Origin of the sequence: Niastella sp. OAS944, assembly GCA_024809215.1 — a bacterium.
In the GTDB taxonomy this organism is placed as follows: Bacteria; Bacteroidota; Bacteroidia; order Chitinophagales; family Chitinophagaceae; genus Niastella.
Window position 1 is genome coordinate 116612 of record JANUBW010000002.1, and the last position, 17356, is coordinate 133967.

13 protein-coding genes are annotated in these 17356 nt (G+C 41.2%); 11 read left to right on the forward strand and 2 right to left on the reverse strand.

The window, feature by feature from the left end; genetic code table 11:
- The first annotated feature begins 109 nt into the window (after positions 1 to 109).
- Entirely contained in the window at positions 110 to 1504 is a 1395-nt protein-coding gene (locus GGD38_RS11090; protein ID WP_375300793.1) for an arginine decarboxylase, read from the forward strand.
- Positions 1505 to 1532: 28 nt separating this feature from the next.
- A complete protein-coding gene (locus GGD38_RS11095; RefSeq protein WP_375300792.1) occupies positions 1533 to 1994 on the forward strand; it encodes a nuclear transport factor 2 family protein in 462 nt (153 codons plus the stop codon).
- Positions 1995 to 2145: 151 nt separating this feature from the next.
- Here GGD38_RS11095 and GGD38_RS11100 read toward each other — a convergent pair whose 3' ends face one another.
- Together GGD38_RS11100 and GGD38_RS11105 are read right to left on the reverse strand one after the other, a co-directional pair.
- Positions 2146 to 3456, reverse strand: coding sequence for a hypothetical protein (locus GGD38_RS11100; RefSeq protein ID WP_375300791.1), 1311 nt, complete (start codon positions 3454 to 3456; stop codon positions 2146 to 2148).
- A gap of 115 nt (positions 3457 to 3571) precedes the next feature.
- Positions 3572 to 4003, reverse strand: coding sequence for an Hsp20/alpha crystallin family protein (locus tag GGD38_RS11105; RefSeq protein WP_375300790.1), 432 nt, complete (start codon positions 4001 to 4003; stop codon positions 3572 to 3574).
- Between the two features lie 224 nt (positions 4004 to 4227).
- Between GGD38_RS11105 and GGD38_RS11110 the strand changes: the two genes are divergently transcribed.
- The 9 genes from GGD38_RS11110 (at position 4228) to GGD38_RS11150 (ending at position 17341) form a co-directional block, all read left to right on the forward strand.
- A complete protein-coding gene (locus tag GGD38_RS11110) occupies positions 4228 to 4641 on the forward strand; it encodes a BrxA/BrxB family bacilliredoxin (RefSeq protein WP_132564923.1) in 414 nt (137 codons plus the stop codon).
- 256 nt (positions 4642 to 4897) lie between these two features.
- Positions 4898 to 6208 carry a prolipoprotein diacylglyceryl transferase gene (locus tag GGD38_RS11115; protein WP_375300789.1) on the forward strand — a complete coding sequence of 437 codons (1311 nt, stop codon included), beginning with the start codon at positions 4898 to 4900 and terminating at the stop codon, positions 6206 to 6208.
- A gap of 386 nt (positions 6209 to 6594) precedes the next feature.
- Positions 6595 to 9060: a TonB-dependent receptor domain-containing protein gene (locus GGD38_RS11120; RefSeq protein WP_375300788.1), complete on the forward strand. Its 2466-nt coding sequence runs from the start codon at positions 6595 to 6597 to the stop codon at positions 9058 to 9060.
- A gap of 766 nt (positions 9061 to 9826) precedes the next feature.
- Entirely contained in the window at positions 9827 to 12316 is a 2490-nt protein-coding gene (locus GGD38_RS11125; RefSeq protein ID WP_375300787.1) for a TonB-dependent receptor domain-containing protein, read from the forward strand.
- Positions 12317 to 12524: 208 nt separating this feature from the next.
- Entirely contained in the window at positions 12525 to 13016 is a 492-nt protein-coding gene (locus GGD38_RS11130) for a YajQ family cyclic di-GMP-binding protein (RefSeq protein ID WP_375300786.1), read from the forward strand.
- Positions 13017 to 13518: 502 nt separating this feature from the next.
- Positions 13519 to 13770: a type B 50S ribosomal protein L31 gene (locus GGD38_RS11135; protein ID WP_375300785.1), complete on the forward strand. Its 252-nt coding sequence runs from the start codon at positions 13519 to 13521 to the stop codon at positions 13768 to 13770.
- A gap of 1064 nt (positions 13771 to 14834) precedes the next feature.
- Entirely contained in the window at positions 14835 to 15884 is a 1050-nt protein-coding gene (locus tag GGD38_RS11140) for a putative sugar nucleotidyl transferase (RefSeq protein ID WP_375300784.1), read from the forward strand.
- 31 nt (positions 15885 to 15915) lie between these two features.
- On the forward strand, positions 15916 to 16677 hold the full coding sequence (gene tpiA, locus GGD38_RS11145; RefSeq protein ID WP_375300783.1) for a triose-phosphate isomerase: 762 nt from the start codon (positions 15916 to 15918) through the stop codon (positions 16675 to 16677).
- Positions 16678 to 16909: 232 nt separating this feature from the next.
- On the forward strand, positions 16910 to 17341 hold the full coding sequence (locus GGD38_RS11150) for a hemerythrin domain-containing protein (protein ID WP_375300782.1): 432 nt from the start codon (positions 16910 to 16912) through the stop codon (positions 17339 to 17341).
- The last annotated feature ends 15 nt before the right edge of the window (positions 17342 to 17356 follow it).

Below are 17356 nucleotides of genomic sequence, written 5' to 3' on the forward strand. Positions count from 1 at the left end.
TTTATTTGAAAAACTGATCAAACTATTACTTTTGCAAATAATTTTTCAGTTTGGGTACAATTTTTACTGACCATTAAAATTCACAGCCATCAGCAACCCGAATCAGTACATGAACAACTCGTACACCGACCTGGTGCACCAAACCTTTAATTTTCCCCAGGAAGGGTTCGATGTAAAAGACAATTATCTGCACTTTAACGGGCTCGACCTAAAAGCGCTTATTGCCAAACACGGCACGCCCATGAAACTTACCTATCTTCCCAAGATCGGTATGCAGATAAAAAAGGCAAAAAAGATGTTTGCCAATGCTATCAAAAAGCATAAATATGAGGGCGAATACAATTACTGCTACTGTACAAAAAGTTCTCACTTTTCATTCGTGGTTGAAGAAGCGCTGAAACACGATATTCACCTCGAAACATCTTACGCCTACGATATCGAGATCATCAAAAAGCTATATGATCGTAAAAAGATCACCAAGGACACATTTATCATCTGTAACGGTTATAAGCAAAAGACCTATACCAGCCGTATAGCCAATTTGCTGAACACCGGTTTCAAGAACGTAATTCCCATCCTCGATAACAGGGAGGAATTGCAACATTATAAAAAATCAGTAAAAGGCCCTTTCAAACTGGGTATCAGGGTAGCTGCCGAAGAAGAGCCCACCTTCCCATTCTATACTTCCCGCCTGGGTTTCAGGGCCAGGGATGTACTGGAATTTTACGTCGACAAAATTGAGGGCAATGAAGATCGCTTTCAGCTGAAGATGCTTCACATCTTCCTTAACAAAGGGATAAAGGATGATATCTACTACTGGAGTGAGCTTAACAAGGTGATAAACCTGTATTGCCAGCTTAAGAAAATATGTCCTGAACTGGATTCTATCAATATCGGCGGAGGCTTCCCAATTAAACACTCGCTGGGTTTTGAGTACGATTACCAGTTCATGATCAATGAAATTGTAGGTAACATTAAAAAAGCCTGCAAAAAGAACAATGTACCCATGCCGCACATCTTTACCGAATTTGGTAGCTATACCGTAGGGGAGAGCATGGCGCATATTTATAGCGTTATTGGCCAAAAAACGCAGAACGACCGTGAGAACTGGTATATGATCGATTCATCGTTCATCACTACCTTACCCGACACCTGGGGTATTGGGGAAAAGTTCCTGATGCTGCCCATCAACAAATGGGACCAGGAGTACCAGCGTGTGGTGCTGGGCGGTATCACCTGCGACAGTCATGACTATTACGACTCGGAAGAGCATATCAATGAGGTGTTTCTGCCAAAGATCAACAATGGCGAACCGCTGTACCTGGGATTCTTCCATACCGGCGCTTACCAGGACCAGATAAGTGGTTATGGCGGTATTAAACACTGCCTTATTCCATCGCCCAAACACGTTATTGTCGGTCACGATAAAAACGGTAAATTGGTGGACTGGGTGTATGCGAAAGAGCAAACAGCTCAAAGCATGCTGAAGATATTAGGATATTAGTTCACCGATTTTTGTCAAGTTACCCCACATGAAACGATTTGCGATTCTATTTACGATAACCTTGGCCCTGGCAGGCGTAGCACAGGCCCAAACAACCGAAGATTCGGTAAAAGCTACCATTAACCGGTTGTTTGAGGGCATGAAGAACGCCGATACTGTAATACTTAAATCGGCCTTTACCGACGACCCTATTTTGCACACTGTTGCAACGAATAAGAAGAAAAAGATATACGTTCGGGTCGAAAAATACCCTGACTTTGTAAAGATCACCGGTCAGGGTAAAGCAGGGGAGGCAGATGAACGTGTACAATTTGAGACCATTCGCATCGACGGCCCCCTGGCAATGGTTTGGGCGCCTTATGAGTTCTATTACAAGGGAAAGTTTCACCATTGCGGCGTTAATTCTTTCCAGTTAGTAAAACTTGAAGATGGTTGGAAGATAAATTATCTGATTGATACTCGTAGAAAAAGTTGTGAGCCTAAACAATAGTTGAAGCAATAACAACCTAACGAACAAATGTGCTAATGAGATAATATGCAAATGTGCTAATAAAAAAATCCTCGGCTTTGCCGAGGATTTTTTTATTGTATTTCCATTAGCCCATTATCTCATTAGCTAATTATCTCATTAGCTAATTATCTCATTTTTTTACCCTATACTTCTTCATAACCTTGGGGCTATTAAAGTATTGGTTCAATTCCTTCTCGCTCATTTCGCTGGTAATTTCAATGGGAATATCTACCAGTTGAACCTGCATTTGCTTTAACTCTTCTTTTAGCTTGGCGGTTTTCTTTGCTATATCGGGGTCACGTTCGCCCACCAGGGCGTTATCGCTCACCATATATTCCAATCTTTTGATGGCTGTTCTCACCTGCGAAGCCTGGTTCTGTTCAGAAACCTTTTGTGGAGCTACCGCTTCCTTAACAGGCACCAGCGAAATGCCCACACTCGGTAATATCTTTCCAATATTTTGTTCGTTGGCGCCTTTCGAAGACGAAAGTATACTACCGGTTAAAGCAGTGGTTGAACCGGTGATATCAAAAGTAGTCCGGGTCGATTTGGTGTTCTTTACCCCTTTATCGAGTTGCAGGAAGGTATACTTCAACCGCAGCACATAGCCATTGATCACATTTACGGTAAGCTTAAAATCTTCTACGGTCAATGGATAGTTCAGGGCATCCTTTACCACTATTTTTACCTGTGCAGTATCGCGTACCATAAATTTATTGGCGCCAACAAAGCTCAGGATCACCGTACGCTCTTTTCCTGGGTCAGATTCTTTTACAAAATCAAACCCGGGCGACCATATAAAATCATCATCGCATTTTTTCACCAATGTAGCGCCCTTCACCGGCATATTTGAAAAGAAGGTGATGGTTTCAATAGGAAAGTTACCGTTCTCACAAAGTACCTTAAAAGCTATTGTATCGCCTTCATCAACCATTACGGTAGAACCGATGGTTGGTTTTATCTTCGACTGAATGATGTCGGTATTATAGAATGTGATATAAAAAGAAGTGTCTACATGGTCACTGGATGATTCAAGGTTCTGTACGCCCACACTTACCTTATATTGATAATCATATTTCAGCTTGCCCGAAAGGAAAAATGATTTTTCTGCCTTAAAGGTCAATAAACCATTATCCTTATTAATGCGCAGGCCAATGGGCGAATTACGCAGGAACCAGTAATATTTCGACTGGTCTTTATTGATCTCCAGCTTGTATGCCAGCGAAGAATCAACATGCAGGGTAAAGTAGGGATTGAGATTCTTTATACGCAAGGCAACTTCAGCAGAATCAACAACAAATGGAATGGTGTCGATATGCTTGCGGCCATGATACGTAGTGGTATCGCCCGGCTTGTCCTGCGCTAAAGAACATAAGCCAGAAAATATACATAGTACGATCAATCCCAACGTCTTTCGGATACAGGAAGTGAGTTCTCTCATGGGGGCCGAAGTTAGGACAAAACATAAAAAAAACCATCCACCAAAAGGTGGATGGCCTTCTAAACCAAAACCAACTGCTTATGAAACTAAAATTTTAATATTTCTTTTGCTTATTTTACTGAACAACCACCTGTTTAGGTGTATCTTTTACCTGTTCTTTTTTAGGCAGGTACAGTTTTAAAATACCATTCTCGTATTTAGCCTGAATAGCATCGGCATTTACCTGTTCAGCTACTGTAAATGTGCGTTTGAAGCTGCGATGACCAAATTCACGACGAATGGTTTTGGCATCTTCCGTTTTGCTTTCTTCTTTCTTTTCATAGCTAATGGTAAGCAAACCTTTGTCGATATTTACCTTAATGTCTTCTTTGTTGATACCAGGCACGCTAACATCGAGGTTAAAACCTTCGGCAGTTTCGGTAATATTTACCGGGGCCAGATTAATGCCATTATAACCATCGTTCCATAAATTAGGAATAGAATTGAAGAAATCATCAACTACTGAATCGAATGATTTTCTAGCGGGATGGTGCAGTCTTACTGTCATGATTATTAATTTTTATTGTTTTTTAAATTTTGACGTACGTGTACCTAATTCCCAAACAATGTACCATTGCAAAAAAGCACCGGTTTTGCGTACGGAATGACAGAAAGCACTAAAAACACAACGACATAATTACAGTCAAATTCATTTTACACTGACATAAATTCCGATTTCGGGTTAAAATAAACTTTTTACGTAGTTTTGCGTTTCAATTAAAAAATAGTAGAATGTATCCAACAGAAATAGTACTTCCAATGAAAGAGGAGTTGACAGACAATGGCTTCCAGGAGCTGTTAACCCCTGAAGATGTTGATAATCAAATTAAAGCACAAGGAACAACCCTGGTAATGATCAATTCAGTATGTGGTTGCTCGGCAGGTTCTGCCCGTCCCGGCGTATTGATGGCTGTAACCAATTCACCCAAAAAGCCCGATCATTTAACTACCAGCTTTGCAGGATATGATGTTGATGCTGTAAAGAAGTTACGTGAGCATTTATTACCTTACCCTCCATCTTCACCAGCAATTGCGCTGTTCAAAGATGGTCAGTTGGTACACTTTATTGAAAGGCATATGATCGAAGGCCGTCCGGCCCAGCTGATCGCTCACAACCTAATAGCAGCATTTGAAGAATATTGTTAAAATTTCTTAGCTGATTAATTCAGCTTTGTTCATAGTGATGAACCCTCTCATTCCTGAGAGGGTTTTTTTCTCAATAGGCAATAGGCAATAAACAATAGGCAAGGGTTCGCGAAGTGCAGAGTGGTCGATTTCAGGCAGACTGATGCCGGTTCGGAATAAATTGCCAATTGCCCATTGTCAATTGCTAATTGGCAATTGTTTTCTTATCATTGCACCTTTATTTAAACAATTGATAGATAAAATCTATTCCTGATACATGTATCCAAACCTATATTACGCTTTTAAGGATCTATTTGGTGTTAGCTTGAATGGACTTCGTTTTATAAATTCCTTTGGTTTTTTTGTTGCATTGTCTTTTTTAGCCGCTGCATATATATTAACCCTGGAATTAAAACGGAAGGAAAGAGCAGGCTTATTGTCGTTCCAGGAAGTGAAGATGGTAGTAGGTAAACAGGCCGGTATAGGCGAATTATTACTAAACTTCATGCTGGGCTTTTTATTGGGATACAAGATCATTGGTTTATTTCTTTCAGACAGCAAAACAACCGCCGATCCGCAACAATTCATTTTCTCATCAGAAGGCAGCTGGCCCATTGGTATTGCATTGGGTTTATTGTTTGCCGGCTTAAAATGGTGGGAAAAACATAAGCAAAAGCTCGATAAACCCGAAGAGCGCACCATTCGTATTTGGCCGCACGACAGGGTAGGTGACCTGGTGATCTATGCAGCATTGTTTGGATTCTTAGGCGCCAAAATATTTCATAACCTCGAGAACTGGCAGGATTTTAAAGCGAACCCCATTGAGGCATTGTTATCATTCAGCGGGTTAACCTTCTATGGTGGTTTGATCTGTGCAGCCGTTGCCATTTATTTTTATAGCCGTAAACATAAGATCTCATTCCGTCAATTGTGCGATGCTATTGCGCCCGCCCTCATACTGGCTTACTCGTTAGGCCGGGTTGGCTGCCAGGTGGCCGGCGATGGCGACTGGGGCGTTTTGAACAGCCAGTATGTAACGGTTCCAGGCAACTCATCAAAGGTTGAAATGGTAGATAGCACCCGCTTTCAACAAACCTTACAGGCACATAGCAGCTTTTATTTACGGACCTTTCAGGTTAATAATGTTTCCGAGATCCCTCATATTTCTGTAAAAGCACCCGGTTGGCTGCCCAATTGGTTATTCGCTTATTCTTACCCGCATAATGTGGTGAATGAAGGGGTGCGTATTCCAGGTTGCGAAGATGAACAATATTGTAACCAGCTGCCCATTCCGGTTTTCCCAACGCCTTTTTATGAAACGGTGGTGAGTTTCTTCCTCTTCCTGTTCTTATGGTCGTTGCGTAAGAAAATGAAAGTGCCGGGAACGCTGTTTGGCGTATACCTTATAGTGAATGGTATAGAACGCTTCTTTGTAGAACAGATACGCGTTAACACCAAATACGATATTTTCGGCTTTCACCCCACGCAGGCCGAGATCATTGCAGTAGCATTGATCATTGCCGGCGCCGCCATATACTTTGTTATGAAGAAAAGGCATGCGGCTAAAACAGAAACAGCTAAAGCTTAATATAATCTGAAGTATTTCAATGAGCCTCTGCGAATAGCGGGGGCTTTTTGCTTTTAGGCCTGTCGCTGGCAATCACTGCCCCTCCAGTTTTTTCAGCAATTACTTACAAACTGAATAACAGAACAACTGAATAACTGGAAACTAAGAACTGTGAACTATAAACTGTGAACTATTAATTCCATTCAACCTGTATTCTTTCCACCCATCCCAAACAACCATGTAGCTGTAACCCAAAGGTTAGTTATACGTCCTACCTGCATACCAATTATTTCCGGACATCAGCAAAAACAACCACTGGACATAAAATAAGGTACTTTACATTGCATAGTACCTACTTTTGAACTGTAATTAATTAAGCAAAGTATTCTTCAACCAATAAAAGAACCATGAGAAAGCTTCCCAACCTGTTTATAATCATACTGTTGTCAGTATCTTTCATAGGCAGGGCGCAAACCAAACAAGCATTTAAGCTCAGTGGAAAAGTAAGCGCAACCAACCAACCAGCCTTATCAGCCGCCACCATAACCCTTTTAAAGGCAAAAGATTCAAGCGTTGTGAAAATGTCGGTAACCGACCAGGACGGCCATTATTCGTTCGACAACCCGCAGCAAGGCAAGTACCTGGTAGCCGTTTCGGCCGTAGGGTACGAAAAACAATATTCAACTCCTTTTACAATATCAACCGAAAGCCCAATTACCGAGCTCACGGCCATTGTGCTTACCCCAAGAAACCGCGACCTGAAGGCAGTAACCGTAAGTGCCCGCAAACCACTGGTTGAGCAAAAGATCGACCGCATGGTGGTGAACGTAGATGCCTTTATTAGCAACACCGGCGCCAGCGCCCTGGAAGCGCTGGAAAAATCGCCCGGCGTACAGGTTGATAAAGACGGTAACATTAGCCTCAAAGGAAAACAGAACGTAGTGGTGCTTATCGATGGCCGCCCATCTTATATCAGCGGCGCCGAACTGGCCAATATGTTAAAAGGCATGCAGGCATCGCAGTTGGAACAAATTGAGATCATGACCAACCCACCAGCCAAATACGATGCAGCCGGTAATGCAGGGGTGATCAATATTAAAACTAAGAAGAACAAAACCAAAGGCTTTAACGGCAACGTAAGCGCCGGTGTAGGGCAGGGCGTATATTTTAAAAACAATGAAAGCCTTAGCCTTAACTACCGCAATGGCAAAGTGAATTTGTTCAGCACTTACAGTTTTTATCGTAACAATAACTTTCAACAACTGGAGATCTTTCGCCGCTATAAAGACGACAATGGTGAAACGGAAGCCATTTTTGAACAAACGGCCTATATGAAACGCCGTTACATGGGTCATAACCTGAAGATGGGTATGGACTACTCTATAACCAACAAAACAACCGTAGGCTTTGTGTTAAGTGGTGTTTATAACCCCGAAAGCAGCATCAACCAAAACACCAGTTACTTAAAGGACCCGAATTATGTAGTTGATTCAATGGTAACCGCCAATTCAAATATAAAAGGCACCTGGAAAAACGCCAGCGTGAACCTGAATGTGCGTCACCAGTTCGATTCAACCGGCCGTGAACTTACCGCCGATGTTGATTATATCGTTTATGACAACACGAACAATCAGCATTTTATAAATTCCACTTTCGACCCTAAATGGGTAATGCTTAGGGAAGAACAATTACAAGGCGTGCTGCCGGTAACTGTAAACATTTATTCTGCCAAAATGGATTATACCCATCCATTGAAAGGCAATGCTAAAATAGAAGCAGGCGTTAAAACAAGCTATGTAGAAACAGTAAACAAAGCAAACTATTACATCCTGAATTTTAACAGCGACGAATGGGTAACAGACTACGGCAAAACCAACTACTTTAATTACAATGAGAACATCAATGCCGCTTACATTAGCCTGAACAAACAGATCACAAAAAAATGGGGCCTGCAAACCGGTTTGCGTTACGAAAATACAAGCTATAAAGGCCATCAATATGGAAACCCAACCAAACCCGATTCATCATTCAAACGTACTTACAACAGCTGGTTCCCAACTGTATATATCAGTTATGGTGCCGATAAGAACAACCAGTTTGGTGTATCGTATGGTCGCCGTATAGACAGGCCCGGTTATCAAAGTCTGAACCCGTTCCTTTTCTATATCGATCCATTTACCTATGAACAGGGAAATCCGTACTTAAGACCTCAATTCTCGAACAACTTTGAATTGACACATATTTTTAAAGGCAAGCTCACCACTACGCTTAATTACAGTACAACCAAGGACCTGTTTAACGAAACGTTCGATCAGTTTGGAAAAGCAACCATTGTAAGAAGAGGTAATATTGGCCGCCGCGAGAATTATGGTATTGCAGTAAATGCACAAATTCCCTTTAACAAATGGCTAACAACCATGCTGTACACCAACTATAGCTATATCCGTTATAGAGGCGATCTGTATGGCGAATATATTGACATGGCTGCCGGCACTTTACAATTGAACCTGAATAACCAAATGAATTTCAAAAATGGCTGGGGCGCCGAAGTAAGCGGCTGGTACAGAAGCAAAGGTGTAGAAGGACAAATACTTCTTGAACCAATGGGACAACTGGCAGTAGGCGCTTCAAAACAGGTATTGAAAGGTAAAGGATCGATAAAGGTGAACGTACGTGATCTTTTCTATACACAGATACCGCATGGCGATATCAACTTTAAAAAGACCGAAGCACGTTTCCGCAATACACGTGATACCCGGGTAGCTAATGTAACCTTTACTTATCGCTTTGGAAACCCTATAAAGAGCACCAATGGTCAACGTAAAAAAGGCGGCGCCAGCGACGAACAAAACCGCGTTAATATGGGAAATTAGCCAACAAATCTATCCGGCTGCCCATCTCGTATATGATAACAGGTAGTTAACAAATAGCTATAGTAAATTCGTTAAACCAAGTGATAGTAAATAAGTCATAAGAAAGGAAAGAGAAACAAGAGTAGAAGGGAAGGACATTAAAAAGATTTTAAGATACTTCCTGTTAGCGTGGCACAATTTCTGAATAGGTATTAGCAGCTGTTTGAAAAGAAAGAAATTAGTAAAAAGTAATTTAGTTTTTTTTAACAGAGTTTGATGAAACCTTTTTCCTGTTTAAACGTCTTATTATAGAAGGCAGGAATAATTAAATAGAATGGACAATGAGAAAGATAATATTAATAGCAATAGCGCTGATGTACCTGGTAGGATGTGGAATTTCATATATGTAAACCGCAAATAAATAATTAAGTAAATAAACTTTCTTCATAAATAGCAGTCATACAGTTTTTCTCATAAGCAGTTAGTTTTGGTTAACGAGGCCCCATTTCTATGGGGCCTTTACTTTTTTGTAAGGTATTTTCTCCTTCTTGATAAGCCTTCAATATTGTAAAACAGGAATGTAGATGATTCACCACAAATAACTGATTGTGATCAACTAGTCTACTACACCTTTCTTCCTTATTATTTTCCGTTGGTGTATTGATACTCAAATTCCTCCCCCTGTAGGGCAATTAAAACGCTTTATCATTAATCGTTTTTTAATTCCGTAAATACATAGCAACTTACATAAGAGATTCCTACCGTTAGAACCCTTCAAAAATCGCACATGAAAAATAGATCTACCTGCATAACGGGTATATTATGCTTTCTCTCCATTATTGCAACCGCACAAAACAAAACTGGTAAAATTAGTGGTGTAATTACCGATGCCGATGCACAGGCTGTTGAATCGGCCACCGCCTCATTGCAGCGTGCTAAAGATTCAGCACTGGTTAAAGTGGCAGTGAGTGACAAATATGGTCTTTTCGAATTCGACAACCTGGCCGAAGGCGAATATTTTGTCACTGTTACGGCAGTAGGTTTTAACAAACAAAGAAGTAAACCTTTTAAATTATCAGGCACATCACCTTATAAATTACCATCGTTTCAATTACAAAAATCTGCTGCTAAAACTTTAGGCGAAGTAACTGTTACCGGTAAAAGACCGCTTATTGAAAATAAGATCGATCGTATGGTAGTGAATGTAGAAGCGGCACCAACCAATGCCGGCGCATCGGCCCTGGAAGTATTGGAAAAATCGCCCGGTGTAACAGTAAGTAATGAAGGAGAAATAAGTTTAAAAGGCAAACAGGGCGTACGCATTATGATCGATGGCAAACCAACTTATTTGTCGCCGGCCGACCTGGCAAATTTGCTTAAGAATCTACCTGCCTCGGCACTAGATCAAATAGAGATCATGACCAACCCGCCAGCCCGTTATGAAGCCAGCGGCAATTCGGGTATCATAAATATTAAAACAAAAAAGAGCCTGAACGAAGGCCTGAATGGAAGTATTACCATTGGCGGTACTGTAGGGTTCTTAAAACGCCATGACACCTGGTATTCGCCCGTACGTGGCAACAGCAGTCTTAACCTTAATTATCGCAAAGGCAAATGGAACCTATTCGGGAACTTCAATTACAATTACCGTGAGGGAAAAGGAAACCTCGATCTCACACGCCGCTTCTTTGAAAAAGACGGTTCATTGAACTCCACCTCTGCATCCATGTCGAACTTTTCTTTTCGCGGAATAAACCAAACAGTAAAAATGGGCTTTGATTATTATGCCAACAAAAAGAATGTTTTTGGTGTAGTAGTGAATGGCTTTGGTTTCTTTGGCCGTCCAGCCCCGCAAAGTATACAAACCATCAGCCGGGCCGACGGCAGCACCGAACAGGTGCTCAACTCAAGAAACATCAATAAAAATAATTTCTTTAATTACTCAGCCAACTTCAACTACAAGCATACGTTCGATTCGGCCGGCCGCGAGCTTACCGCCGACCTTGATTATATTGGTTATAATAACAACGCCAAAAATACACTCATAACGGATATTTATGACGGCTACGGCAATGCGCTTGGGCACCTCACTTTGTTTGGTGATATTCCCGGTATAATTAATATTTATTCAGCCAAGTCAGATTATGTACACCCGCTTAAAAATAATTTGCGATTTGATGCCGGTTTTAAAGTAAGTTATGTAAAGAACGACAACGAAGTAAAATACGAACGAAATAACGATGGCACCTGGAAACCCGACGACCGCTCGAACCACTTTATATACCAGGAGAACATTAATGCAGCCTATGTAAGCTTAAATAAAAAGTGGAAGAAATGGAGCGGGCAGGCGGGGCTGCGTATGGAAAATACAGTCGCCAAAGGTAAACAGGTCACCAACGACTCAACTTTCACCCGCAACTATACAAGTTTGTTTCCCACCATGTACGTGAATTATGAAGTAAACAAATCGCACACATTCACCTTGTCCTATGGCCGGCGTATTGAGCGGCCCAATTACCAGGACCTGAACCCATTTATCTGGTTCCTCGATTCATTACAATACCGCCAGGGTAACCCATACCTGTTACCACAATATGCCAACAATTTTGAATTGCGGCATACTTTAAAAGGAAAGTATACCACTACCATCAATTATACGATAACTGATGATGTGATATCGCAATTATTAAAACAGAACACCGAAAAGCGCATCACTTTTCTTACGGCCGATAATGTAGCCCGGTTCAAGAATATTGGCCTGGCCATAAATGCCCCCTTTACGGTTGTAAAGAATTGGAATGTGAACCTGTTTGTAAATGTGTTCAACAACCGGTACGAAGGCGTTTATTATAATTCATTCACCGGCAAAAACGATCCTATTGACATAAGCTATACTTCGGCACTGGTGAACGTTAGTAATACCTTTAGCTTTAAAAAAGGATGGAGTGGGGAAGTGAGTGGTTTTTACCGGGGCAAAACCATCGAGCAGCTTACCATTGCCGACCCCATGTACTTTATGAACCTTGGGGTACAAAAAACGGTAATAAAAGGCAAGGGTACGGTTCGGTTAAACATTCGGGATCCCTTTCACTGGCAACAATTCAAAGGCCGCACCCTGTATAGTGATATTGATGTGAAAATATATAACCGGTGGGACAATCGAAATATTACGGCCACCTTTAGCTACCGCTTTGGTAAAACGTCTATAGCCCAGGCCAGAAAGCGTAATAATGGCGCATCGGAAGAACAGAACCGCGCCGGCGGCGGGCAACAATAGGCAATAGACAATAAGCAATAGGCAAATCGGAGATTCGCGATTATTAGCGAAGCCCGAATACCGGCAACAATTGCCAATTGCCCATTGCCAATTGCAAATTGTTTTCTCCGTTTCATGTGCAACACCAAGCCCCGGCGATCTCACCGGGGCTCTTGTCAACTCGTTAACTTATTCCTACATTCGTGCTTTCAGCACTTAAATAAACGCTATGCCTTCGTTTGACATCGTTAGTAAAGTGGATGGACAGGCACTGGACAATGCAGTGAATGTTACCACCAAGGAGATCACCAACCGGTTCGACTTTAAAGGTTCACACGTGGTGATCAATCTCGACAAGAAAGAATTTAAGATCAACATTGAAACGGAAGATGCTATGAAGATGGGCCAGTTGATAGATGTTTTGATCAACCGTGCTCACAAGCAGAACATTGCTCCCGAAGCGTTCGACCTTAGCAAAGAGGCTTACCAAAGCGGTAAGTACACAAAACAGGAGGTTTCGGTACGCAATGGGTTGAAGCAGGAAGATGCCAAAAAGATCGTAAAACTTATCAAAGACTCGGGCCTGAAAGTACAGGCGTCAATCAATGACGATATTGTACGGGTTACCGGCAAAAAGATCGACGATCTGCAGGAAGTGATCGCCCTCTGCCGCAATGCCTCGTTAGGCATTCCTTTACAATATGAGAATATGAGGAGCTAGAATACAGCGGCAATCGGCATTAAAACCCGAAACTGTATTCACTTCTTCATTTCTAATTCTACATTTCCCATTCTTCATTTCCCGTAGGGGCCTGTGGATAATTTCGTGCAGAACGGGTGCAAAACATAGTTGCCCGAAATTGGGATTGAAAGATTATAATAAGTAACTTAGGTATAGAAAGTCGCAGCAGACTAGTAAAATGGTTCAATGCGGCTAGCGGAAAGCATTGGATTATACAGGTTATACGTGCACGTAGCAGGTATAAAATGGATCCGGTGCTTTCTTTTTTTATAAATTCTTGCCTGAATAATTTATTTTTACCCGCCGGTTAATTAATTTTCCAATTATCTTTAATAAATATTTAAAAAAGTCAGGAATAAATTTTAATTTGGCAGAGTTATACGGGAGAACTAATTTTGCGGCTTTGCTGATAAAACCAGTATAACCAATTACTATAACAGGTAGTACCGCAAAATCGGTGCACATTAAAAATCAAAGAGTTATGAAAAAGGGTCTTCATCCCGAAAATTATCGGTTCGTTGTATTTAAAGATATGAGTAACGGGTACAGTTTCCTTAGCCGTTCTACTTCTCCCTCAAAAGAAACTGTAAAGTGGGAAGATGGTAATGAATACCCCCTTATCAAATTAGAAATTTCTAACACATCTCACCCCTTCTTTACCGGTCAGAATGTACTGGTAGATACAGCGGGTCGTATTGATAAATTCAAGAAACGTTACGAAAAGAAAAAATAAAAAGCGTAATTTCAATACAAACATTTTTGTTTTTCATGGCTATACTTTCCCTTTCCTGTTCTCAGGAAGGGGATTTTTCTTTTATACCATTACAATAACGTAGTAAGTGTTTCGTTTTATTGTTTAGTAAAAGTTAATGCTCCTTTAATTCATTCGACCTTCATTCTTCAATTAGTTTATTACACTCACACTTGTTCGTATAATGCGTCCATGGCCATATATGTCTGCCATACATTTGTCTGCCCACCTTTAGTATTACTTTAATCACCCGCATCTCTTTGCTACATAATGAATGGATTAAAAATCTTCGCTTAGTTAAACTCATCGCCACGCCCATCAATCAATGATCACCAGGCTTTACCATTTTATTCCTCGCCAAAGGCTGCACGTTGCGGTTAATTGCATGCGCACATCAAAATCTTACCATGATTCAATTAGAATTGATGATTATTCCGGTTTCTTGATAACTTCTTTCAGTTGTTGCTCATTTTCATCAAATACTGCCAGCTTTTAGCAGCGCTTGTTAACTTTTTTTGAATTGTAGCCTGTTTTCCTCAATCCCTGCCCACTTTTTATAATTGTTGCCATCTGTTACTATAATCTGATGGCTTTTCTTAAAAGTTGCTAAGTTTCTGGAATTGTTATCAGTTTTTTGGAAAAGCTGCCAGCTTTTCACAGCGTTTGATAGATTTCCGTAATTGTTGCCAGCTTTTTTGAATTGCTGTTATGTTTTGTTGTAACCCGACAACTTTTCTTACCGGCTCTCAGGTTTTAATAATTGTTATCAGATTTTATAAAAAACTGATCTAATACATTAGATGTTACCTGCTTTTCTTAGATATTGATCTGTTTCCACTATTGTTATCAGCATTTATGGTTTGCTGCCAGGTTTTTATTGTTTTTGACACCTTTCACTAAAAATACCTGAATTAAGCGCTTGCAACCGATGATTCACATATGTAACAACCTGATTAAAGCATGGGAATGAGCAAAATGAAGTAAGTTTGACCATCTGGAAACCAGTGTACTGCAAACTGTGAACTGTAAACTGAGAACTAAGAACTATGAACAAGCAAGTCTTTCTTTCCGATAAAGAAGTAGCCGATCACCTGTATCCTTTTGCGCAAACCCGGCATGCTGCCGATATACGCATCGGAATTCTTACCATCAGGCAAAAATGGGAAGCATTATTACAGCAACCAGTGAAACTGCTCAAACACAACGAGCAAGCGCCGGCCGATGCCATTGTTTTTGCGGCCAACATTCTACCAACAGCCAGCTTTATACAATCAATTTTCGATAATAATAGCGACCCCGACTACACATCGGTAAAGGTTCTGCAGTATCCCTGGCATATTTTTCAATGGAACGACTGGGCCTTACGTGAAGATTTTCAATTGATTACCAAAGGTCGCACATCAGCGCCCATACCCGAAACGGTTCAAACCAGCAATGCCGGTAATATATTTATTGAAGAAGGAGCTGTGCTGAACCATTGCTTTCTGAATGCCACAACCGGGCCTATTTATATAGGTAAAAATGCCGAAGTAATGGAAGGGGCGCTTATAAGGGGGCCTTTTGCCATGGGCGAAGGAGCCCTGGTAAAAATGGGGGCTAAAGTATACGGGGCTACCACGGTAGGGCCGTATAGCATGATCGGTGGCGAGGTTAAGAATTCCATCTTATTCGGGTATTCAAATAAGGCCCACGATGGTTACCTCGGCGATTCGGTAATAGGCGAGTGGTGCAACCTGGGCGCCGGCACTTCTAATTCAAATATAAAAAACACGGCCAGTGACGTGAATGTGTGGCACTTCCATAGCCGTGAATATATGAAGGCGGGACTGAAATGCGGGTTGCTGCTGGGCGATTATTCCCGCGCCGCCATCAATACTTCGTTCAATACCGGCACCGTAGTGGGCATTTGCGCTAATGTTTTTGGTGATGGCATGCCGCCCAAATTCATCCCCAATTTTACCTGGGGCAACAAGGGCCTTAGCCTTTATGAATTTGAAAAAGCCCTGAAAGACATAGCCAACTGGAAAAAATTAAAAAATCAATCGCTTACAGAAGAAGAAATAACTCAATTGAAACATATTTTTGGGCAATCTTAAAAAGGCCTTCACATAAAAAAAGACGATTCTTATGCGCAAACAAATTGCTGCGGCTAACTGGAAAATGAATTGTACCTATCAACAGGGCGAACAGTTGCTCGATGATATCCTTTCAGCCAACATTGCATTAAAAGAACATCAGCAAACCATTTTTGCCGTTCCTTTCCCATACCTGATAATGGCAAAAAGTGAAACGGAAAATGAGAACAACTACTTCGTAGCTGCCCAAAACTGCTATAATAAAAAATCAGGCGCTTATACCGGTGAAGTATCTGTTGAAATGCTGCAATCTATAGGCATTCCATTTGTTGTATTGGGACATAGCGAGCGTCGCGAATATTTTCAGGAATCGAACAAAATGCTGGCCGAGAAAGTAGACCTCAGTCTGCAATACGACATTACGCCCATCTTCTGTTGCGGCGAGCCATTGAACATTCGCGAAGCAGGTACCCAAAACAGTTTTGTTGAGGTTCAGTTGAAAGAATCGTTGTTCCACTTATCAGAAAAAGACATTAAGCGCGTGGTTATTGCCTATGAACCCATTTGGGCCATTGGTACTGGTAAAACCGCATCATCTGAGCAAGCACAGGAAATGCATGCACATTTGCGCAGCGTACTGGCCAAACAATATGGCGCAGCCGTTGCCGATGAAATTTCTATCCTGTATGGTGGCAGTGTAAAAGCAAATAACGCAAAAGAACTGTTCTCTCAACCCGATGTTGATGGCGGACTTGTTGGAGGAGCATCGTTGAATGCCGCAGAATTCACTACCATCATTAGTAGTTTAAAATAAAAGATTTTTGGAATATAGGCGTGCGAAGCCGGAAGTCTGAAGTAAGAGGTCAGAACGCTGATAAACCTCATTGAATTCCCTCTTATTTCAGACTTCCTGTATTTCCGGACTTCCGACATCTGACTTCCGACTTCACTTTAACAGTATTTAAACAAAATAAGCAGTTCCAACTTTTCCCCATTTAATAGTAATGGTTTGATTATTGTTTAAATGATGAGGGAGGAATTGCTATATGGAACATTCTAAGTCATTACAGGTACTATCCTGGCAACACAAGGAAGACAGGCTTAAGTGCCGCGAGTTCTTAAGAGACATCCAACAACAACGCGATAAATCGGCCATCAGACAGCGTATCGTTCAATTTTGGAAAAACGAGCTGCAAAAGCATGTGGATGCGGAAGAGGCGATATTATTTCCTTTTTTGCAGAAGCATCAGTTCAGCCATAGTTACATCAACATTCTAAAGCGTGAACACGATACCATCAGGCTACTGGCCGAACGGCTTAATCGCAATGATGAAGATTATTATCTGTATAAAGCCTTCATAAAACTGGTAGACCAGCACAGCCATTTTGAAGATGAGATCATCTTCCGGAAAATGGAAGAAGACATTCCACAAAACGAACTTTCCCAGCTAAATATTTCATTAGCATCGGCACGTTGATCATTGTAATATTTT